The organism is Allobosea robiniae, assembly GCF_900102525.1.
In the GTDB taxonomy this organism is placed as follows: Bacteria; Pseudomonadota; Alphaproteobacteria; order Rhizobiales; family Beijerinckiaceae; genus Allobosea; species Allobosea robiniae.
Genome location: NZ_FNBZ01000004.1, coordinates 1 through 18,491, shown reverse-complemented (window position 1 = coordinate 18,491; position 18,491 = coordinate 1). Strand labels below are relative to the sequence as shown.

The 18,491-nt window shown below is 66.9% G+C and carries 17 protein-coding genes; 7 read left to right on the top strand and 10 right to left on the bottom strand.

Annotated elements, in window-relative coordinates:
* Positions 1 to 66 precede the first annotated feature (66 nt).
* From BLQ70_RS11920 to olsB, 3 genes are read left to right on the top strand one after another with little or no spacing between them, the layout of a single operon-like run.
* Positions 67 to 2,160 (top strand): ATP-binding protein, encoded by a 2,094-nt coding sequence (locus BLQ70_RS11920; protein WP_091857166.1) that lies wholly within the window; start codon positions 67 to 69, stop codon positions 2,158 to 2,160.
* Positions 2,157 to 2,378: a hypothetical protein gene (locus BLQ70_RS25955; RefSeq protein ID WP_244493030.1), complete on the top strand. Its 222-nt coding sequence runs from the start codon at positions 2,157 to 2,159 to the stop codon at positions 2,376 to 2,378. The genes BLQ70_RS11920 and BLQ70_RS25955 overlap by 4 nt, the downstream gene beginning before the upstream one ends.
* The gene (gene olsB / locus BLQ70_RS11915; RefSeq protein ID WP_244493031.1) at positions 2,362 to 3,213 is read left to right on the top strand and encodes a l-ornithine N(alpha)-acyltransferase; all 852 of its coding nucleotides are present in this window, start codon (positions 2,362 to 2,364) and stop codon (positions 3,211 to 3,213) included. The genes BLQ70_RS25955 and olsB overlap by 17 nt, the downstream gene beginning before the upstream one ends.
* Here the strand turns inward: olsB and BLQ70_RS11910 are convergent, their stop codons facing one another.
* The 3 genes from BLQ70_RS11910 to BLQ70_RS11900 are packed head-to-tail and all read right to left on the bottom strand — an operon-like array spanning position 3,214 to position 5,905.
* Entirely contained in the window at positions 3,214 to 4,080 is an 867-nt protein-coding gene (locus tag BLQ70_RS11910) for an SDR family oxidoreductase (RefSeq protein ID WP_091857165.1), read from the bottom strand.
* Positions 4,077 to 5,216 (bottom strand): tRNA epoxyqueuosine(34) reductase QueG, encoded by a 1,140-nt coding sequence (queG, locus tag BLQ70_RS11905; protein WP_342028486.1) that lies wholly within the window; start codon positions 5,214 to 5,216, stop codon positions 4,077 to 4,079. Before queG ends, BLQ70_RS11910 begins: the two co-directional genes overlap by 4 nt.
* On the bottom strand, positions 5,213 to 5,905 hold the full coding sequence (locus tag BLQ70_RS11900) for a glutathione S-transferase family protein (RefSeq protein WP_091857706.1): 693 nt from the start codon (positions 5,903 to 5,905) through the stop codon (positions 5,213 to 5,215). The genes queG and BLQ70_RS11900 overlap by 4 nt, the downstream gene beginning before the upstream one ends.
* 257 nt (positions 5,906 to 6,162) lie before the next feature.
* Between BLQ70_RS11900 and BLQ70_RS11895 the strand changes: the two genes are divergently transcribed.
* Positions 6,163 to 6,960, top strand: a complete 798-nt coding sequence (locus BLQ70_RS11895) for an undecaprenyl-diphosphate phosphatase (protein WP_061971844.1) — start codon at positions 6,163 to 6,165, stop codon at positions 6,958 to 6,960.
* A gap of 10 nt (positions 6,961 to 6,970) precedes the next feature.
* Here BLQ70_RS11895 and BLQ70_RS11890 read toward each other — a convergent pair whose 3' ends face one another.
* Together BLQ70_RS11890 and BLQ70_RS11885 are read right to left on the bottom strand one after the other, a co-directional pair.
* Positions 6,971 to 8,701, bottom strand: a complete 1,731-nt coding sequence (locus BLQ70_RS11890) for an MFS transporter (RefSeq protein ID WP_082617758.1) — start codon at positions 8,699 to 8,701, stop codon at positions 6,971 to 6,973.
* Between the two features lie 79 nt (positions 8,702 to 8,780).
* Positions 8,781 to 9,689 carry a protein-methionine-sulfoxide reductase heme-binding subunit MsrQ gene (locus BLQ70_RS11885; RefSeq protein ID WP_091857163.1) on the bottom strand — a complete coding sequence of 303 codons (909 nt, stop codon included), beginning with the start codon at positions 9,687 to 9,689 and terminating at the stop codon, positions 8,781 to 8,783.
* A gap of 98 nt (positions 9,690 to 9,787) precedes the next feature.
* Here BLQ70_RS11885 and BLQ70_RS11880 point away from each other — a divergent pair, with 98 nt between their 5' ends.
* Positions 9,788 to 10,402, top strand: coding sequence for an HAD family hydrolase (locus tag BLQ70_RS11880; RefSeq protein ID WP_091857162.1), 615 nt, complete (start codon positions 9,788 to 9,790; stop codon positions 10,400 to 10,402).
* Between the two features lie 33 nt (positions 10,403 to 10,435).
* Here the strand turns inward: BLQ70_RS11880 and BLQ70_RS11875 are convergent, their stop codons facing one another.
* A complete protein-coding gene (locus BLQ70_RS11875; protein WP_091857161.1) occupies positions 10,436 to 11,563 on the bottom strand; it encodes a saccharopine dehydrogenase family protein in 1,128 nt (375 codons plus the stop codon).
* A 181-nt stretch (positions 11,564 to 11,744) separates the two neighbouring features.
* Positions 11,745 to 12,188: an Lrp/AsnC family transcriptional regulator gene (locus BLQ70_RS11870; protein ID WP_061971852.1), complete on the bottom strand. Its 444-nt coding sequence runs from the start codon at positions 12,186 to 12,188 to the stop codon at positions 11,745 to 11,747.
* Positions 12,189 to 12,423: 235 nt separating this feature from the next.
* Here BLQ70_RS11870 and BLQ70_RS11865 point away from each other — a divergent pair, with 235 nt between their 5' ends.
* On the top strand, positions 12,424 to 12,906 hold the full coding sequence (locus tag BLQ70_RS11865) for a hypothetical protein (RefSeq protein ID WP_061971854.1): 483 nt from the start codon (positions 12,424 to 12,426) through the stop codon (positions 12,904 to 12,906).
* Positions 12,907 to 12,965: 59 nt separating this feature from the next.
* On the opposite strand, the gene BLQ70_RS11860 is transcribed toward BLQ70_RS11865, so the two are convergent.
* The 3 genes from BLQ70_RS11860 to ilvD all read right to left on the bottom strand — a co-directional run bounded on the left by BLQ70_RS11860 (position 12,966) and on the right by ilvD (position 17,110).
* On the bottom strand, positions 12,966 to 13,901 hold the full coding sequence (locus BLQ70_RS11860) for a hypothetical protein (RefSeq protein ID WP_091857160.1): 936 nt from the start codon (positions 13,899 to 13,901) through the stop codon (positions 12,966 to 12,968).
* Between the two features lie 69 nt (positions 13,902 to 13,970).
* Entirely contained in the window at positions 13,971 to 15,077 is a 1,107-nt protein-coding gene (locus BLQ70_RS11855) for an HPP family protein (protein ID WP_091857159.1), read from the bottom strand.
* A gap of 191 nt (positions 15,078 to 15,268) precedes the next feature.
* Entirely contained in the window at positions 15,269 to 17,110 is a 1,842-nt protein-coding gene (ilvD, locus tag BLQ70_RS11850; RefSeq protein ID WP_091857158.1) for a dihydroxy-acid dehydratase, read from the bottom strand.
* A 217-nt stretch (positions 17,111 to 17,327) separates the two neighbouring features.
* Here ilvD and BLQ70_RS11845 point away from each other — a divergent pair, with 217 nt between their 5' ends.
* Positions 17,328 to 18,194, top strand: coding sequence for a LysR substrate-binding domain-containing protein (locus tag BLQ70_RS11845; protein WP_091857157.1), 867 nt, complete (start codon positions 17,328 to 17,330; stop codon positions 18,192 to 18,194).
* Positions 18,195 to 18,491: the final 297 nt, after the last annotated feature.

Sequence of the window (18,491 nt, the reverse complement as noted above, 5' to 3'; positions counted from 1 at the left end):
TCGACCGATCGAATTCGCACTATTCGCAGGCGGCTTTTTCAAGGCGTGCTGCGTAGATCGAAGGGCATGGCTTCTTCGATCTGGTCATGGTTCGCCCTTGCCTTCGCGGCTTTGCTTCTCCCGGCTGCGGGGGCCGTGCTGTGGCTGCTGCGCCAGCGCGGTGACCTCCGCCGGCAGGTGGCCTCGCTCGCCCATGATGCCGAAGCTCTCAACGACCGGCTCTGGACTCTCGCCGATAGCGAGGAACGCTATCGCAGCCTGATCGAAGCCCAGGGCGACCTGATCGTCCGACGCGACGGCGCGCGGATCGTCTATGCCAACCGGGCCTACGCCGCCTTGTTCGGGGCCGGGGAGCAGGATCTCGTCGGCAGCCGGATGCTGCTGCCGCAGCTCGCCAGTCGCCCGCTCGTGCTGCTGGAAGGCGGCGCCCGCAGCTTCGACGAATGCCTCGCGACCTATGAAGGCGAGCGCTGGATCTCCTGGATCGAGACCGTCGTTCCCGGGCCCGACGGGCGTACGCTGATCCAGCGCGTCGGCCGCGACATCTCGGCGCGCATCGCCGGCGAGGATGCGCTGGTCGAGGCTCGGGCCCGCGCCGAGGCGGCGAACGAGGCGAAATCGCGTTTCCTGGCGACCGTCAGCCACGAATTCCGCACGCCGCTCAACGGCATTCTCGGCATGGCCGATCTCCTCACCGATACCGGCCCCGATGCGGAGCAGGCGACCTATGTGGCCGCGCTGCGCACCTCCGGCGAGGCCTTGCTCGCGCTGGTCGACGACATCCTCGATTTCGCCAAGGTCGAGGCCGGCAAGCTCGAACTGGTCGAGGAACCCTTCGATCCGGCCCAGCTCGTCGAGACCGTCGCGGAATTGATGGCGCCGCGCGCGCAGGCCAAGGGCATCGAGCTCGCAGCCCATATCGCGCCCGACTTCCCGGCAAGGCTTGTCGGCGATCGCGACCGATTGCGCCAGGTCCTGCTGAATCTCGTCGGCAATGCCGTGAAGTTCACGGAAGCCGGCGGCGTGGGCTTGAGCATGGCCTGCACCGATGATCGCCTGGAGATCGCCGTCGCCGATACCGGGCCGGGCATTCCGGCCGACCGGCTCGATACCATCTTCGGTGAGTTCGAGCAGCTCGACCCTGGCATCGACGCCCGGCAGACGGGCACCGGCCTCGGCCTCGCGATCGTTCGCCGCCTTGCGCGCCTGATGGGTGGCGAGGTGCGGGCCGAAAGTCGATTGGGTGAGGGCGCGACCTTCCGCGTCACCCTGCCGCTGGTAGCGGCAATCGATGCGCCGGAGGCGCGGATTCCACACTGGCCGGGGCAGCATGTCCTGCTGGTCTCGCCGGCTCCCTTCGCCGCGCGCTTCCTGGCCGAGACGATACGGACGACCGGAGCGTCGATCTCCATCGCCGGCACGGCCGAGGCTGCGCGGGTGAAGCTCGCCGGGGATATCCCGGTCACGGCGGTGCTGGTCGACCATGCACTCGGCGATGAGCCGGCCAAGCAGCTCGCGGCGGCGGTTGCGGCGGCCGGCATTCGGGATTGCCTGATCCTGCTCTCGCCCCATGCGCGCCGGCAGTTCGGGTCGCCGCAGGCGGCGGGCTTCTCCGGCTTCCTGATCAAGCCGGTGCGGACGCGCTCCCTCTATGAGCGCCTGGGCAACGGGCTTCCGCCCGGGGCGGCCGCGATCGGCGAGGCTCCGGCGCCGGCGTCGATGCCCACGCGCCAGCCGGGCACGGGGCTGACGGTGCTGGTCGCCGAAGACAACGAGATCAATGCCCTGCTCGCGACGCGCACCTTGGAGCGTTTCGGTTGCACAGCCATCTGGGCGCGTGACGGGGGCGAGGCTTTGAAGCGGGTCGAGGCCAGCTTTGCCGGCACGGCGCCGCCATTGGCGCTTGCCTTGCTCGATGTCCGGATGCCGGTGATGACCGGGCTCGATTGCGCCCGTGCCATCCGCGCCCTGGAAAGACGGCTCGGCCGTGCCGCGACGCTGCCGCTGGTAGCGGTCACGGCCAATGTCTCGGCGGCCGACCGGGCCGCGGCCTTTGCCGCCGGGATGGATGATTGCCTGGCGAAACCACTGGAGCGCGAGGCCCTGCTGCGCTGGCTGGAGCGCCTGTCGCAGAACGCGGCCGGCAGCCTGACGGCTTGACGACCGTCATCGCTCCGACGCAGTTTCGTCGCGAAGTTGTAAGATCATCGGAGCAAGCCTACCTCATGCCGGTAGCGGCAGGAGATGAGAAAAGCGATGGCACTGCACGTTTCTGGAAGCAAGAACGCGCTGCCTGGCCGGTCGTCAGCCGGCAATCCATTCTCGCGATTCGCGCCGTTGATGCTGATGAGGGGCGGATCCATGCGCCGCGCCGGTGACGGGATCGGCGAGACGCCGCTGCTGTCGGGCACGCTCGGCCGGCTCGGCTCGCTCGAGGTTCGGCTGGCGCGCGGCCCGCGCGAGATCTGGCGGGCGCAGCGCCTGCGCTACCGGGTCTTCTATCAGGAGATGTCGGCCAAGCCCGATGTCGTCTCCCGCATGTTCCGCCGCGATGCCGATCGTTTCGACAAGGCCTGCGACCATCTTCTCGTCATCGATCATGCGGCGCGCGGCCGCTTCGGCGGCATCAAGCCCAAGGTGGTCGGCACCTACCGTTTGATGCGCCAGAGCGCGGCCGAGCGGCTTGGCGGATTCTATACGCAGGGCGAATTCGATCTCGGCCCGATGCTGGCGCGCCATCCCGGCCAGCGCTTCCTCGAGCTCGGCCGCTCCTGCGTCCTGAAGCCCTATCGCACCAAGCGGACGGTGGAGCTGCTCTGGGCCGGTATCTGGGCCTATCTCCAGCATCACCGCATCGACGCGATGTTCGGCTGCGCCTCCTTCGACGGCACCGATCCCGATGCGCTGGCGCTGCCGCTGAGCTTCCTGCACCATCAGGCCCGCTCGGAAGGCGACTGGGCCGCGATCGCGCATGCCGAGCATTTCGTCGGCATGGATCGCCTGCCGCCGGAGATGGTCGACGCCAAGCTCGCCCTCAAGCAGCTGCCGCCCCTGATCAAGGGCTATCTGCGCATCGGCGCGCGCTTCGGCACCGGCGCCGTGATCGACCACCAGTTCGGCACGACCGACGTGCTCGTCGTGTTGCCGGTCTCGGCGATCGACAAGCGTTATGCCGACTATTACGGCGGCGAGACGCCGCGCCGCGCCGCCTGACTATTCGCCGGCTTCGGCGAGGGCGCGCAGCGCTTCGCGATAGGTCGGGTAGCGGAAGGCATAGCCCAGTTCCCGCTTCACCAGCGCATTCGAGACGCGCTTGCTCTCGCCATAGAAGCTCGCTGCCATCGGCGAGAGTTTTGCCTGCTCGAACGGGATTTCGGGCGGTGGCTCAAGGCCTGTCAGCTCGGCCGCGAAGGTGATGACGTCCTGCGGCGGGCCGGGCTCGTCGTCGGTGACGTTGTAGATCGCGCCCTGGCGCGGCTGGGCCAGCGAGGCCATCAGCACCCCGGCGATGTCATCGACATGGATGCGGTTGAACACCTGCCCCGGCTTGATCAAGCGTGTCGCCTTGCCCTCGCGCAGCTTGACGATGGCGTTGCGGCCCGGCCCGTAGATTCCCGACAGGCGGAAGATCTGCACCGGCTTGCCGCTGTCGCGTCCAAGCTGCAGCCAGGCCTCCTCGATCGCGACGCGCTGGCGCGTGCGGGCATTGGTCGGCGCCGGCGGCGTGGCTTCGTCGATCCATTCGCCGCCCTGGTCGCCATAGACGCCGATCGTCGAGAGATAGCCGATCCAGCGCAGGTTCGGCGCCGCCATGAGCGCCGCGCGCAAGGGGCCGAGCGCCGGGTCGCCATCCTCCGCCGGCTGCACCGAGACCAGCACCGCATCGGCCTCCGCCACCGCCTTGGCGAGGGCGGACGAGACCGCGAAGCCGCCGAAGACCAGCGTCCGGATGCCCTCGCGGCTGAGCTCGGCCGCCCTTTCGGCTGAGCGGACGGTGCCCGTCACCTCCCAGCCCCGCGCCAGCGCGGCGCGCGCGAAGAACCCGGCGGAATAGCCGAGGCCGAGGATCAGGATATTCATGCGGCGTCTTCCGTCTGAGGCATGAGTGCGTACCATTCGGCGCGCACCTGCGGATCGGTCTCGTCTCGGAGCCCAGCCACGGCGAGCGTTCTCGCACGCTTGGTGTCCAGCCGTCCCAGCGCCCAGACAGCCATGGCGCGGGCCAGCGGTGAGGGATCGGCGAGATGGGGCAGGGCGCTCTCGATCAGCTCAGGCCGGCCACTGTTGCCGATCGCGATCAGTACATTGCGCAGGAAGCGGTCACGCCCGGTGCGCTTCACCGGCGTGCCCGCGAAGAGCGTGCGGAAGGCGGGATCGTCGAGGCGGGCGAGCGCGGCGAGGTCGAGCCCGTCGAGCTCGTCCTTGAGGGCGAGCCGCGTTTCCTGCGCGGCGGCGGCGAACTTGTTCCAGGGGCAGACGGCGAGGCAATCGTCGCAACCGAAGACGCGATTGCCGATGCCGGGCCGCAAGGCGGCGTCGATATGGCCTGCGTGCTCGATCGTGAGATAGGCGATGCAGCGGCGCGCATCGAGCTGGTAGGGCGCCGGGAAGGCATCGGTCGGGCAGATATCGAGGCAGCGCCGGCAGGAGCCGCAATGGTCGCGCTTGGCCGCGTCGGCCGGCATTTCGGCGGTGGTGTAGATCGCGCCTAGCAGGAGCCAGGAGCCATGCTCGCGCGAGACCAGCACGGTGTGCTTGCCTTGCCAGCCGAGTCCGGCCGCCTGCGCCAGCGGCTTTTCCATGACCGGGGCGGTATCGACGAAGACCTTGACGTCGGCGCCGCCGCGCGCGGCGAGCAGCCCCGCGACGCTCTTCAGCTTGCCCTTGATGACGTCGTGATAGTCGCGCCGTCTCGCATAGAGCGAGATCGCCGCCTTGTCGGGCTGCGCGAGGATGGCGAGCGGATCGCCCTCGCCGGCATAGTTCATGCCGAGCATGACGACGGAGCGGACTTCACCCCAGAGCTGGCGCGGATCGGCGCGCTGCGCCTGGCGCTCCGCCATCCAACCCATCTCGCCCTGGTAGCCATTGGCGAGCCAGGCTTCGAGGCGTTCCGGCGCCTGCGGAATCGCATCGGCGCCGGCGACGCGCATCACCGCGAAGCCTTCGGAAAGGGCTCGCTCAGCGACGGCGCGTTTCAGCTTCTCTGCGTTCAAAAATCCAGATTGTCGTAATGGGCGCTCGGAGCCATGCCGGGTATGCGGTCGCTCAGCAGCGGCCGGAAGCTCGGTCTCGACTTGATCCTCGCATACCATGCGCGAGCCGCCTCATCCTCTTCCCAGGGCACGTCGCCGAGATAGTCGACGCAGGACAGATGCGCCGCTGCCGCGAGATCGGCATAGCTCATCTGGGCGCCCGCGAGCCAGTTCCTCTTGGCCAGCAGCCAGGAGATATAGCGCAGATGATAGCGCACATTGGCGCGCGCCGCGCGGATCGTGCTCATATCGGGCGAGCCGCCGCCATCGTCGCGGCTCATGAAGCGCTTCATCACCTTTTCCAGCACGAGCGGGCCGGTGATTTCCTCGTGGAACTTGAGGTTGAACCAGTCGAGCAGGCGGCGCACCTCGACGCGCTCGCCCGGCCCTTCAGGCAGCAGGCGGCGGTCGCCCAGCGCCAGGCCCCGCGTCTCGTCGAGATATTCCGCGATCGGCCCGGCGCCGGGAACGGTGAGGCCATTCTGCTCCTGGAAGACGGGCGTCGTGCCCGCGGTATTGAGCTCGATGAACTCCCGTCGGCGCTCCCAGACGCGTTCCTCGACCAGCTCGGCCTCCATGCCGAACTCGCTGAGCGCGAGGCGGATGAAACGCGAATGCGGGCATAGCGGGTAATGATACAGGGTCGCCATGGCACTCATGAGCACTGTGAAGCAGGTGAAATGCGACGGAAGCAGGGCCGCCGGGCTTGCAGCGACCCGATAGGCGACGGCGGCTTGCTATAATCACGCCGGAAAACCGCCACAACCCGCGGCGATGCCGAAGCCCGCAATTTGCCGGTGCTGCTTCGCGAAGTGGTAACCAATTTGCAAAGAGCTGGGCGTAAGCCGGCGGAAGGCCGGTGCAGACGAACGTCCGTGCCGCCTGATTCGCGCGAGGAAAGCCTTCCATGCACAACCTGATCGAAGCCTTCGTTCTCGGCATCGTCGAGGGCCTGACCGAGTTCCTGCCGGTCTCTTCGACCGGGCATCTGCTCCTGATCGGCCATTTCCTCGGCTTCGAATCCAACGGCAAGACCTTCGAGGTTCTGGTCCAGCTCGGTGCGATCCTGGCGATCACGCTGGTCTATTTCCGCCGCCTGCTCGATATCGCCTTGCGCATTCCCAGCGACCCCTCGGCCCGCCGCTTCGTCATCGGCGTGCTCATCGCCTTCCTGCCGGCGGCGGTGATCGGTGCATTGCTGCACGGCTTCATCAAGGGAGTGCTGTTCAACCCCTTCATCGTCTGCTGCACGCTGATCGCCGGCGGCCTGATCCTGCTCGTCGTCGACGAGCTGGAATTGCAGGAGAAGCACACCGACGCCACCACCTTCCCGCTGCCGATGTATTTCAAGATCGGCCTGATCCAGTGCCTGGCGATGGTGCCCGGCGTCTCGCGCTCGGGCTCGACCATCGTCGGTGCGATGCTGCTCGGCGCCAGCAAGCGCGCGGCGGCCGAGTTTTCCTTCTTCCTGGCGATGCCGACCATGGCCGGCGCCTTCGCCTATGACCTGCTCAAGAGCTACAAGTTCCTGACCTTCGACGACGGCGTCATGATCGGCGTCGGCTTCGTCGCCGCCTTCATCTCGGCGCTGGTCGTGGTGCGCAGCTTCCTCGATTTCGTCTCGAAGCGCGGCTTTGCGCCCTTCGCCTGGTGGCGGATCATCGTCGGCATGGTCGGCCTCGCCGGCCTCTGGATCGTCGGCTGAGACCTGTCGTTTAAGCCGGCCGCGCCGGGTCGTTGAGCGAATCCGCCAGCGTCGGCGTCCGGCTCGCCGCAAATTGCGGCAGCGAGGCCGTCTGCCGCTCGATCATGCGGTGGACCACCGGCGGGTTCGGGCCGCTATGCAGCGCGCGGACCTGCTCGCCGATCTCGGCATCGGCCTGGGTGACGCGCTGGTTCTGCCGGACATATTCGACCCAGGTCGGGCTGTCATAGCGCTCGATCCACAGCGTCGGGTCGGTCAGGTCGCGCAGCAGGGTCCAGTGCCTTGCGCCGTCACGGCGCCGGATGCGCCGGCGCTCCGCCATCGTGGTCAGGAAGGCGACGACGTCCTCGGGCTTGATGATGTATTCGATGGTGACGATGACCGGGCCGGAGCGCGGCTCGATATCGACTGCGACCTTGGGCTCGCGCCAGCGGCTGAGCGGGTCGAGATTGAGCTCCTCGAGCGGCGGCAGCCGGTAGCGCAGGCCGAGCGCCGCTCCGATCAAGAGGGTGGCCGCCGACATCAGCAGGGCCTTCTCGACGCCAAAATGCAATGCCGAGCGGCCCCAGGCCCAGCTGCCCATCGCCATGCCGCCGAAGGTCGCCATCTGGTACATCGCTAGCGCCCGGCCGACGACCCAGCGCGGCGCCGAGAGCTGCACCGTGGCGTTGAAGGTGGAAAGCGCCAGAACCCAGCACGCGCCGCAGACGCACAGGCCCGCCATCGCCAACCAGATCGTCTTGCTGAAGGCGATCAGCGTGACGCCGCAGGCATAGGCGACGAAGGTCGAGCGGACGAGCGCTTCCGTGCTCATCGACCGTCGCAGGCGTGCGCTCATGAAGGCGCCGGCCACCGCGCCGGCACCGAAGGCGCCGAGCAGCACGCCATAGGTCAGCGGGCCGCCGCGCACGAGATCGCGCGCGATCAATGGCAGCAGCGCCAGACCGACGATGGCGCCGAAGCCGTAGACGAAGGCGCGCAGCGTGACGGTCCGGATATTCGGGGACATCGCGACATAGCGGATGCCGGCGCTCATCGCGATGAACAATGTCTCGCGCGGCAGCAGGCGCTCGACCTTCGGCGGTGACCAGCGCGCCAGCACGATCAAGAGCGGGATATAGCTGAAGGCGTTGATGATGAAGGCGGCCACCGCGCCGGCCGCCGCAACAATCGCGCCGCCGATCGCGGGACCTACGCTGCGGGCGATGTTGAAGGCGACGCTGTTGAGCGTCACCGCGGCCGGCACGTCGCGGCGCGGGACCATGTCGCCGACCGAGGATTGCCAGGCCGGGTTGTTCAGCGCCGTCCCGCAGCCGATCAGGAAGGTGAAGGTCAGCAGCAGCCAGGGCGTGATCAGGCCGAACCAGGCGCAGACCGCGAGCCCGATCGAGACCGTCAGCATGAAGACCTGCGCGGTCAGCAGGATCTTGCGTCGGTCGTAATTGTCGGCGATGGCCCCGGCCGCCAGCGAGAACAGCATCACCGGCAAGGTCGTCGAGGCCTGGACCAGCGCCACGAGCTCGGCCGAGGGCGAGATCGAGGCCATCATCCACGACGCCCCGACCGCCTGGACCAAGCCGCCGAAATTCGAGACCAGGCTGGCGAACCAGACGGCGCGGAAGATCGGCTGCTGCAGCGGGACGAAGGGCGAGACCCGCGCCTGGGTAGGCTTGATGCCCTCCGAGGCGAGCTCGGCTTCTACGACATCGGCCGTGGGCTGGGCGTGCGGGTCGTCAGGCATGTCACAGGGTTAGAGCATGAGTGCTGGAGGGGGAAACCCTTTCCATCTGGAAGATGTCGAAACTTGGAAAGTTTTTCTCTCACGCCGCCGGAGCGGGCGCGCTCTGACGAGCCTGCCGCGGCGGGCGGGCTTTTCGAGCACGCAAGCCATGGCCGAGGGCTACCGCGAGGCCCGCGAGCACGACCCAATGCGCCGGCCGGATCGAGGCATAGTCCTGATAGGTCAGGATGTCGGCATTGGCCTGGAAGACCAGCCAGGCCGAGACCCCGGAGGTCGCCGCATACCAGCCCGCTTCCAGCCCGGCCGTGAGAAGCCCCGCCAGCAGCGACACGCCTGCGAGTACCGGCACTGAGACCGGCAGCTTCCAGCGATATAGGCAGCGATAGAGCATCAGCAGCAGGAACAGCCCGCTCATCAGCACGGGTTCGGTGACGTCGATCTTCGATTGCAGCGCGAAATGCAGCAGCGCCAGCATTGCGATGGGGTAGACGAGGTTGTGCAGGCGCTGCCAGTTCTTGCCGAGCCGGCGGATCATGCCGTCGGTCGAGGTCACGCCCTGCGCGACGAGGCCGATGAGCGCGACGAAGCCGATGGTCAGGTAGAAGCGCTTGACGATCTCGGAGACGATCAGTCCCCAGTCGAAGGCCATGTCGATGCAGTAGAGCGCGAGATGGCCGAGCGCATAGGCCATCACGCCGAGGCCGAGCATACGACGGATGCCGATCAGCTTGCCCCAGTCGAACAGGCGCCGGAACGGCGAGACCGCCAGCGTGGCGATGAGGATCCTGACCGTCCAGGTCCCGATCTGGTGGATCGCCTGCGTCCAGGGCTTGGAGCCGAGCTGGTGCATCCAGGCGGCGTAGAGCAGCATGAGTGCCGGCACGAGGAGCAGCGCGAAGGCCGCAGCCCTTAAGGCCGAGAACCGGCCCTGCCTGTCGGTCCAGGGCAGCCAGGTTCGCAAGGCGGTATTCGTGGTGCGGGTGCTCATGACCCCGGCATAAACGATGGGGTCGGCTGCTGTCCTGCACGTCTGGACACAAGCGCGTGAATGGTTTGTCCTGCCGGCCCTTTCAACCGGGTTTGGCCATGGCTTCCAGCACTCCCACCGTCGTCTTCGATGTCGGCAATGTCCTGCTGCGCTGGGATGCGCGGCTGATCTATCGCGCGCTCATCCCCGAGACCGAGCGGCTCGACTGGTTCATGCAGAACATCTGCACCGGCGACTGGAATCTGGAGCAGGACCGTGGCCGCTCCTGGGAGGAGGGCGTCGCGCTGCTGGTGAAACAGCATCCCGAATGGGAGCGCGAGATTCGCGCCTTCGACGAGAGCTGGCACGACAGCGTGCCCCATGCCATCGCCGACAGCGTCGCGGTGCTGGAGGAGCTCAAAGGGCAGGGCGAGAAGGTCTACGCCATCACCAATTTCTCGCGCGAGAAATGGGCGGAATGCCTGATCCGCTTCCCGTTCCTGCAGAGTTTTGACGGCGTCGTCGTCTCCGCTCATGAGCGGATGCTGAAGCCGGAGCGGGCGATCTACGAGGTGCTGCTCGATCGCTATGGCCTGAAGGCCGCGGACTGCATCTTCGTCGACGACAGCGAGAAGAACGTGGTGGGGGCCCGCGATATCGGCATGCGGGCCATCCATTTCGTCGAGCCCATCGACCTGCGCGCCGAACTGCGCGGTCTGGGCGTCAGGCTCTGACGGGCAGAGCCTGACTTGTGAGCGAGCAGCCGCTCAGGCCGCGCTCTTGATCGCGACGGTCGGCACCAGGCCGGCCGCGTCGACACCGCGCGCTTCGCCGACCAGCCGGGCGCCGGCCCTGGTCGCGAGGAAATCGGCGAGGACAGCGTCCTCCTGGCGCACGAAGCCCTTGGCGGGCAGCTTGCCGGCGAGGAAGAGCTCGACCATCGCGACGCAGCCGGCGGCGGTGGTCAGCTGGATCGCACCGAGCTCGTCATTGCCGTCATAGCGCAGCACGACGCTCTCCTCCTCCAGGCGGCCGTTCCGCTCGCCCACGCCGGTCACGAAAATCACGACCACGTCCTTGCGGGTGAAGGGTGCGGAGTGCGTGAGGATGCGGCGGAGCGTCTCGCGGTCATCGGCGAGATCGAGGTCGCGCAGCAGGAGCTTCATGATCTCGGCATGGCCGGGATAGCGCAGCGTCTTGTAGCTCATGTTGCGGACCTTGCCAGCGAGCGTCTCGGTCAGCGTGCCGAGGCCACCCGAGGTGTTGAAGGCCTCGTAGGCGACGCCGTCGATCATCACGCTCTCGATGCCTTCGAGCGCCGGCACCAGGGTCGGCTGGCCGTCGAAGACGATCTCGCAAGGGTTGCAGTATTCGTTGATCAGGCCGTCGACCGACCAGGTCACGTTGTAGCGCAGTGCATTGGTCGGATAGAGCGGCAGCGCGCCGACGCGCATCTTGATCGCGCGGACATTCTCGAAGCGCGCGGCCATGTCGGCGCCGAGGATGCAGATGAAGCCGGGAGCCAGGCCGCATTGCGGCACCAGCGCGACATCCGAGGTCTCACCGAGTTCCTTGATGTAGGAAGTGGTGGCGACGTCCTCGGTCAGGTCGAAATAATGGGTCTTGGTCTCGGCCGCGACCTTGGCGATGCCCTTGTTCAGGAAGTACGGGCAGGCGCTGACGACGATGTCGCGGTCTTTCAGGAAGACGCGCAGCGCGTCGAGATTGGAAGCATCGACGGTCTCGGTGGCGAAGCGGCCGCCAGCGGCGTGCTTGAGCTGCGCGGCGGAGGCGTCGGCCAGCGTCACCTGATGGCCCTGCTCGGCCAGCATGCCGGCGATGATGACGCCGATCTGGCCGGCGCCGAGCACGGCAATGCGCTTCTGGATGGTCATGTCGCGATCTCCTGGTTGAGTGTCGGGTCGGCCAGGAGCCTTCCCCTCGATACGGAGCATCGCCGCGAGCCGTGCCGGCTTTAACGGGCGGATCGTCGGAGGAGCGCGTTATGGTGTTTCAGTTCGATGGGTAATGAACCAAGACGATGGGAAACGCCGCAAGCCGCCGGCCGCCTCGCCCTCAGCGTTCGAACTTGCGGGCTAGAATCACCGAGGATGTCGTCCGGCGCACGCCTTCCATCTCGGCGATCCAGTCGATGATCGTGTCGAGGTCGCTGGAGGTCTCGCATTCGATCTTGACGCTGAGGTCGAAATGACCGCTCAACGTGTGACATTGCACGATTTCCGGCCGTTTTTTCAGCGCAGCGACCACGCCGCCCTGCTGTTTCATCTCCAGCTCGATCAGGATCAGGGCCGCGATCGTCGTCGCAGGCCGGCTCGCCTTGCCGAGGATCGTGGTGTAGCCGGCGATCACTCCGTCGCGTTCGAGCCGGCTCAGCCGCCCCTGCGCTGTCGCCCGGGAGACGCCAAGCTGCTTGGCGATCTCGGACAGCGGCAAGCGCGCATTCTCGGTGAGGATGCGGATGAGCTCGCGGTCCTTCGCGGCGTCTGACGGCCGTGCCATGTCGTCTCCAGGGGTTTGGCGGGCCGTCATATAGCAGGGAAATAGTGATGCCCTGCAAGGGGCCGGCGTGTTTCGCCATCCGCGAGCGTCTCAGGGACTACTGAGCGGGAATTCGCCCGAAAAGGAACATCTTGTGGTCCGAAGCATTGTTCGCGCGCCGGAGGGGACTTGCTTCGGGGCGCAAATCGGAGTGGCATGCCGACCGGCGGCAGCACGCTTTGCCATGGAGAACGCCATGTTCAGGACTCTCATTCTCGCATCCGCATCGGCCTTCGCGCTCGTTTCCTTCTCCGTGGCGCCCGCCTCGGCGCTGACCATGAAGGAATGCAGCGTCAAGTATCAGGACGCCAAGAAGGCCAATACGCTGAAGGGCCAGAAGTGGAACGACTTCCGCAAGGCCCAGTGCGGCGACGACGACGCCGCTGACGACGAGGCAGCCGCTGCCATGCCGGCCGAGCCGGCGAAGCCAGCCGCTTCCGCGATGCCGGCCGGGTCGGCTGCCAAGCCCGCGGCGATGCCGGCGGGCAAGGCCAAGGCCGCGATCTTCCCGAAGGCGGTTTCGCAGAAATATTCGAGCGAGACCGCCGGCAAGGCGCGTCTCAAGACCTGCGTCGATCAGTACAATGCCAACAAGGCTGCCAATGCCAATGGCGATCTCAAGTGGATCGAGAAGGGCGGCGGCTACTGGAGCCAGTGCAACACCAAGCTGAAGGGCTGATCCTCGGCAGGGTATCTGTTTCGGGAACGCCGCGCCGGAAGGCGCGGCGTTTCGCGTTTCTAAAGCGACTGGGAGGGGCGCGATCCCGGCTCGGCCGGCCGGCTCGGCGCCGGATTGCCGGGCCTCTGCCCCTTGCCGATCATCTCGCCGCGGGTGCGGATGACATGGGCGGTCACCACCTCCTGGACCCGCTTTTCCGCGGCCTCGCGCACGGCATTGCGATTGGTCGGCCGGCCGTCCTCGGTTTCGATGATCTCGATTGTGGCATGGGTCAGGGCGTCGACATCGCCCTTGCAGAACAGCATGGCGGCCTTGGCGACGACCTCTGCCTTCTCGTCGGTGAGCAGCATCGGCGCGCCCTCGCGGCCGATGCAGGCCAGCATCTTGCTGCGGATCAGGTCGCGTGTCTTCTCCAGCAAGGCCTTCTTCTCGGCCCGCGCCGCGCGCTCCTTCTCCGTGGCTTCCGGTGTCTGGGCCCGGACGGGCGCGCCGGGTGAGACCGGGCCGCGCACATTGGCGCTCTGCTTTACGCATTCGACCAACGCCGGCAGCATCTCGCCGGTCGAGGTCAGCGCGAAGGTATAGCGCGCGTCATTGGCCACCAGCTCGAGATAGCGCCCCTGCCGGAAGGCATTGATCAGGGTGGACTGCGCCGGCATGGCGATCGTGACGAGCGTCGGCGACTTGATGTTGGCGGTCACCTCGATGGTCGAGCTGCGGTCGAAGACGAGCCGTAGCTTCAGCGTCTCGCCGGTTCTCAGCTTCCATTCGGGCTTCGAGAAGCCGAGCAGCCAGGAGAATTGCGCGGTCACCGAGGTCAGCATCGTCACCCCGCTCTTGTAGCGGGCGCTGACGGCGCAATGCGAGAAGGCACCGCTCTGGTCGTTGGTGAAGGTGCCGCCCGACCAGTTGCCGACGGCGATCTTGCCGAAAGGACCTGCGGCTGCCGCCGGCAGCGACAGAAGGCAGCTCAGGGCGACGATCGCAGCCCGCATCAGGATTCCTCCGTTGATATCCCGCCACAAGGCTAGAGCAGGATGGCAGCCGGGGGAAACCCGCTTTTTTCAGGCCGCTTCACGTCGGAGCGGTCGCAGCAGCATCGCCAGAAGATCGCTCTGGCTGACGAGCCCGACCAGACGCTCGCCGTCATCGACGACGATGACGGCGTGATGGCTGCCATCGGTGAGGGCGGCGATGAGATCGACGGCGGGCTCGTCGGGGCGCGCGATCACGGCAGGGGACATCACGTCGCGAACGCGCAGGCCGGGATGGGTGAGTTCGCGCAGGCCGACCGTGCCGAGCAGCCGGTTCTCGCGATCGACAACGGGCAGGGTGCGGATGGCATGCTCCAGCAGCAAACGGCGGGCGGTCTCGATATCGTCGTGCTGGTCGACGCGGACGAGATCGCGGGACATGATGTCGGCGCAGCGCGGCAGCTCGCGCTTGCGCGCCAGCGCGTGGAGTTCGACGCGCCGGAGCAGCCGGTCGAGATCCTCGCGGTCGATGTCAAAGGCCTCTCCGACATCGCTCAGCGCGGCGTCGATATCGTCCTCGTTGAAGCCGACGCGCTGGCCGGGGGGCGGGTCCTTCGTGCCGTGGGTGTTCGCCGGTGCTGGTGCGCGATGCGGATAGCTGTGGCTGGAGAAGCGGTGGAACGCCACGCCGAGCAGGGTCAGCACGAGCGCGTTGAGCCCGACCGGGACGAAGGCGAAGCCGAGCCCGTAGGTCGCGACGGCGGGGCCGCCGAGCGCAGCGGTCAGCGCCGCCGCTCCACCCGGCGGATGCAGGCAGCGCAAAAGCGACATTGCTGCGATCGCGAGCGCCACCGCACAGCCGGCAGCCACCGCCGGCTCCGGCACATAACGGCTGACGAGGAGGCCGATCAGGGCTGAGACGGTGTTGCCGCCGACGATCGGCCAGGGCTGCGCCAGCGGACTCGACGGGATCGCGAAAAGCAGCAGAGCTGACGCACCCATCGGTGCCACGAGAAGCGGCAGATGCGGGTCATTGCCGAGCAGCAGGCCGCAGATCAGCCCGGTCGCGCCGACGCAGACGAGCGCGCCGACGCAGGAGACCAGCCGGTCGCGCCAGGTTGCACCGGCCAGGATCGGCACGAAGAACCGGAAATGCGAGCGCCGGCTCGCGGGCGAAGGAGGGGAAGCGGAACTCATGACGGCCGATTGGGCTGCTTAAATATAGTGCAGGCTCAATAGGCGGATCGCGATTGTCTGGGCAATGTCAATCTGCCGTCAGATTGGCTGTTTTCATGCAAAAGGCAGAAACGTCTTTTCAAGCCGCGCGATTGGGGAATTTCGATCTAGCGAGGACCGCCCGGCCGCGTTGGCCGGGCGGTCGGTCATCATCAATCGACGACGCGCACCGCGCCCTTGGCCGCGCTCGTCGTCGTCGCGGCATAGGCCCTCAGCGCAGTGGTGACCTTGCGCTTGCGCGGCGCGGCCGGCTTCCAGGCATCCTTGCCCTTGGCCTCCATCGCCGCACGACGACGCGCCAGTTCCTCGTCGGAAACTTGGAGCGAGATGCTGCGATTGGGGATGTCGATCGCGATGATGTCGCCGCTCTCGACCAGGCCGATCGCGCCGCCCTCGGCCGCTTCCGGCGAGACATGGCCGATCGAGAGGCCCGACGAGCCGCCCGAGAAGCGCCCGTCGGTGATCAGCGCGCAGGCTTTGCCCAGCCCCTTCGACTTCAGATAGCTCGTCGGATAGAGCATTTCCTGCATGCCCGGCCCGCCGCGCGGCCCCTCGTAGCGGATCAGCACGATATCGCCTTCCTTGACCTTGCGGTTGAGGATGCCTTCGACCGCCGCGTCCTGGCTCTCGAAGATCACGGCCGGCCCGGAGAACTTGAGGATCGAGGCATCGACGCCGGCCGTCTTCACGATGCAGCCGTCGAGCGCGATGTTGCCGAACAGAACGGCGAGGCCGCCATCCTTCGAATAGGCATGCTCCGCGCTGCGGATCACGCCCTTCTCGCGGTCGGCGTCGAGCTCGGCGAAGCGGCGGTCCTGGCTGAAGGCGGTCTGCGTCGGCACGCCGCCGGGCGCTGCGCTATAGAAGGAGCGCACCGCCTCGCTCTCGGTCTGCGTGATGTCCCAGCGCGCCAGCGCGTCCGCCATCGTCGTGCTGTGTACGGTCGGCAGCGAGGTGTCGATCAGCCCGGCGCGGTCCAGTTCGCCGAGGATCGCCATGATCCCGCCGGCGCGATGCACGTCTTCCATATGCACGTCGGCAACGGCGGGCGCGACCTTGCAGAGCACGGGCACGCGGCGCGAGAGCCGGTCGATATCGGCCATGGTGAAGTCGATCTCGGCCTCGTGCGCTGCGGCCAGCAGATGCAGCACCGTGTTGGTCGAGCCGCCCATGGCGATGTCGAGCGTCATCGCGTTCTCGAAGGCCTTGAACGAGCCGACCTTGCGCGGCAGCACGCTCTCGTCGTCCTGCTCGTAATAGCGGCGGGCGAGATCGACGATCAGGTGGCCAGCCTGGACGAAGAGGCGCTTGCGATCGGCATGGGTGGCGAGCGTCGAGCCGTTGCCCGGCAGGGCGAGACCGAGCGCCTCCGTCAGGCAGTTCATCGAATTGGCGGTGAACATGCCCGAGCAGGAGCCGCAGGTCGGGCAGGCCGAGCGCTCGATCACATCGACCTCGGCGTCGGTATACTTGTCGTCGGCCGCCGCGATCATCGCATCGACGAGATCGACCTTCTTCAGCACGCCCTCGGCGATGAACTTGCCGGCCTCCATCGGCCCGCCCGAGACGAACACGGTCGGGATATTCAGGCGCATCGAGGCCATCAGCATGCCGGGCGTGATCTTGTCGCAGTTGGAGATGCAGACCATCGCATCGGCGCAATGCGCGTTGACCATGTATTCGACGCTGTCGGCGATCAGCTCGCGCGAGGGCAGGCTGTAGAGCATGCCGTCATGGCCCATCGCGATGCCGTCATCGACCGCGATCGTGTTGAACTCCTTGGCGACGCCGCCGGCCTTCTCGATCTCGCGCGCCACCAATTGGCCGAGGTCCTGGAGATGGACATGGCCCGGCACGAACTGGGTGAAGGAATTGACCACCGCGACGATCGGCTTGCCGAAATCGCTGTCCTTCATGCCGGTTGCGCGCCACAGGCCGCGGGCGCCGGCCATGTTGCGGCCATGGGTGGAGGTGGCGGATCTCAAGCGAGGCATTGCTAAGCGTCTCCGGTCTCGGGCTCGGCGGTTTGGGCTCTGATTGTCCCGTTGCGCGACAGGCTATCGCCCCCGCGCCCTGCGACAAAATTGAATTCTTCGATTTCCATGATCGGCGCCGTGCATGGCGGCCCCTCGGCCTTGCCTACGGGACAGATGGTTTCCGAATTGCGATAACGGCTCCCGCTTGATGGTTATGAGGTGAGGGCGTTGCACCATGCTGCGCAATATCGACGTCGACCTGTTGCGCAGCTTCGTCACGGTTGCGGAACTCAGGAGCTTCACGCGCGCCGCGACTGCATTGTTCCGCAGCCAGTCGACCGTCAGCACCCAGATCCGCCGCCTCGAGGAGCTGGTCGGCCAGACGCTGTTGCAGCGCTCGCCGCACGAAGTTCTTCTCACGCGCGCGGGCGAACAGTTCCTTGGCTATGCCCGCCGCATCGTCGCGCTGCATGACGAGGCGCTCGACGTCATCAATGCGCAGAGCGTCAGCGGCCGGGTCCGGCTCGCGGTGATGGACGATTACGCCACCATCGTCCTGCCGGAGACGCTGGCGCGCTTCGCGCGCTCGCATCCGGACGTCGAGCTCGAGGTCACGACGGGTTTCACGCGCGATCTCCTGAACAGCCTTGGCGAAGAGTTCGATCTCGTTCTCGCGACCCAGAAGGCCGGCAATGGGCGCGGCGAGGTCCTGCGCAAGGAGCAGACGGCCTGGGCCTGCTCGGATCGCATCGCCTTCTCGTTGGAGGAACCCTTGCAGCTCGCCTTGCTCAAGGCGCCCAACATGTTCCGCGAATGGGCGCTCGAAGCGTTGAACGAGGCGGGCCTGCGCTGGCGCATCCTGTTCTCCTCGTCGAGCATTGGCGCCGTCGAGGCGATGGTCGCTTCCGGCGTGGCGCTCACCGTGGTCAAGGCGGGTACAGCCCGTCCCGGCCTGCAGTTGCTGGGTGCCGAACATGGCTTGCCTGTCCTGCCGGCCTCCGAGATCGCGCTCCACCTGGCGCCGGGGCGCGCCTCGGCCGCCGTCGCAGCGCTCAGCACCTTCCTGGCGGAAGCCTTGAGCGAAGCTGCTTCTCTTCCCTGAAGATCCGCCTGCCTCCGACTTTTGTGGGCCGTCCGGAACGTCTCGGATGACGTGGACAGAGGACTGGCAGCAGAAGAGGGCCTGGGGGGCCCTTATCGAGGGGTCGAAAACTGCGACTTTCGTCTAAGTCATTGGAATAATGACGAAACCCATTTTTGTCGAAAAACTTTCAAAAAGCGCGTTGACAGGAGAAAGGGGTCCCGCCTATAAACCGGCCATCGAGACGGCGCCGCCGCTGAGCGGCGCCTCTTCTGCGCTTCCTAAGGACGCTGAGGCTGATGCCGGTTCGCCGGACGG

What these genes read in the sequence shown, in the direction of transcription:
- BLQ70_RS11920 (WP_091857166.1), top strand. Translation starts at nt 67, where the DNA reads ATGGCTTCTTCGATCTGGTCATGGTTCGCCCTTGCCTTCGCGGCTTTG.
- olsB (WP_244493031.1), top strand. Translation starts at nt 2,362, where the DNA reads ATGCGCCGCGCCGGTGACGGGATCGGCGAGACGCCGCTGCTGTCGGGC.
- BLQ70_RS11910 (WP_091857165.1), bottom strand. Translation starts at nt 4,080, where the DNA reads ATGAATATCCTGATCCTCGGCCTCGGCTATTCCGCCGGGTTCTTCGCG.
- BLQ70_RS11900 (WP_091857706.1), bottom strand. Translation starts at nt 5,905, where the DNA reads ATGGCGACCCTGTATCATTACCCGCTATGCCCGCATTCGCGTTTCATC.
- BLQ70_RS11895 (WP_061971844.1), top strand. Translation starts at nt 6,163, where the DNA reads ATGCACAACCTGATCGAAGCCTTCGTTCTCGGCATCGTCGAGGGCCTG.
- BLQ70_RS11890 (WP_082617758.1), bottom strand. Translation starts at nt 8,701, where the DNA reads ATGCCTGACGACCCGCACGCCCAGCCCACGGCCGATGTCGTAGAAGCC.
- BLQ70_RS11885 (WP_091857163.1), bottom strand. Translation starts at nt 9,689, where the DNA reads ATGAGCACCCGCACCACGAATACCGCCTTGCGAACCTGGCTGCCCTGG.
- BLQ70_RS11880 (WP_091857162.1), top strand. Translation starts at nt 9,788, where the DNA reads ATGGCTTCCAGCACTCCCACCGTCGTCTTCGATGTCGGCAATGTCCTG.
- BLQ70_RS11875 (WP_091857161.1), bottom strand. Translation starts at nt 11,563, where the DNA reads ATGACCATCCAGAAGCGCATTGCCGTGCTCGGCGCCGGCCAGATCGGC.
- BLQ70_RS11870 (WP_061971852.1), bottom strand. Translation starts at nt 12,188, where the DNA reads ATGGCACGGCCGTCAGACGCCGCGAAGGACCGCGAGCTCATCCGCATC.
- BLQ70_RS11865 (WP_061971854.1), top strand. Translation starts at nt 12,424, where the DNA reads ATGTTCAGGACTCTCATTCTCGCATCCGCATCGGCCTTCGCGCTCGTT.
- BLQ70_RS11860 (WP_091857160.1), bottom strand. Translation starts at nt 13,901, where the DNA reads ATGCGGGCTGCGATCGTCGCCCTGAGCTGCCTTCTGTCGCTGCCGGCG.
- BLQ70_RS11855 (WP_091857159.1), bottom strand. Translation starts at nt 15,077, where the DNA reads ATGAGTTCCGCTTCCCCTCCTTCGCCCGCGAGCCGGCGCTCGCATTTC.
- ilvD (WP_091857158.1), bottom strand. Translation starts at nt 17,110, where the DNA reads ATGCCTCGCTTGAGATCCGCCACCTCCACCCATGGCCGCAACATGGCC.
- BLQ70_RS11845 (WP_091857157.1), top strand. Translation starts at nt 17,328, where the DNA reads ATGCTGCGCAATATCGACGTCGACCTGTTGCGCAGCTTCGTCACGGTT.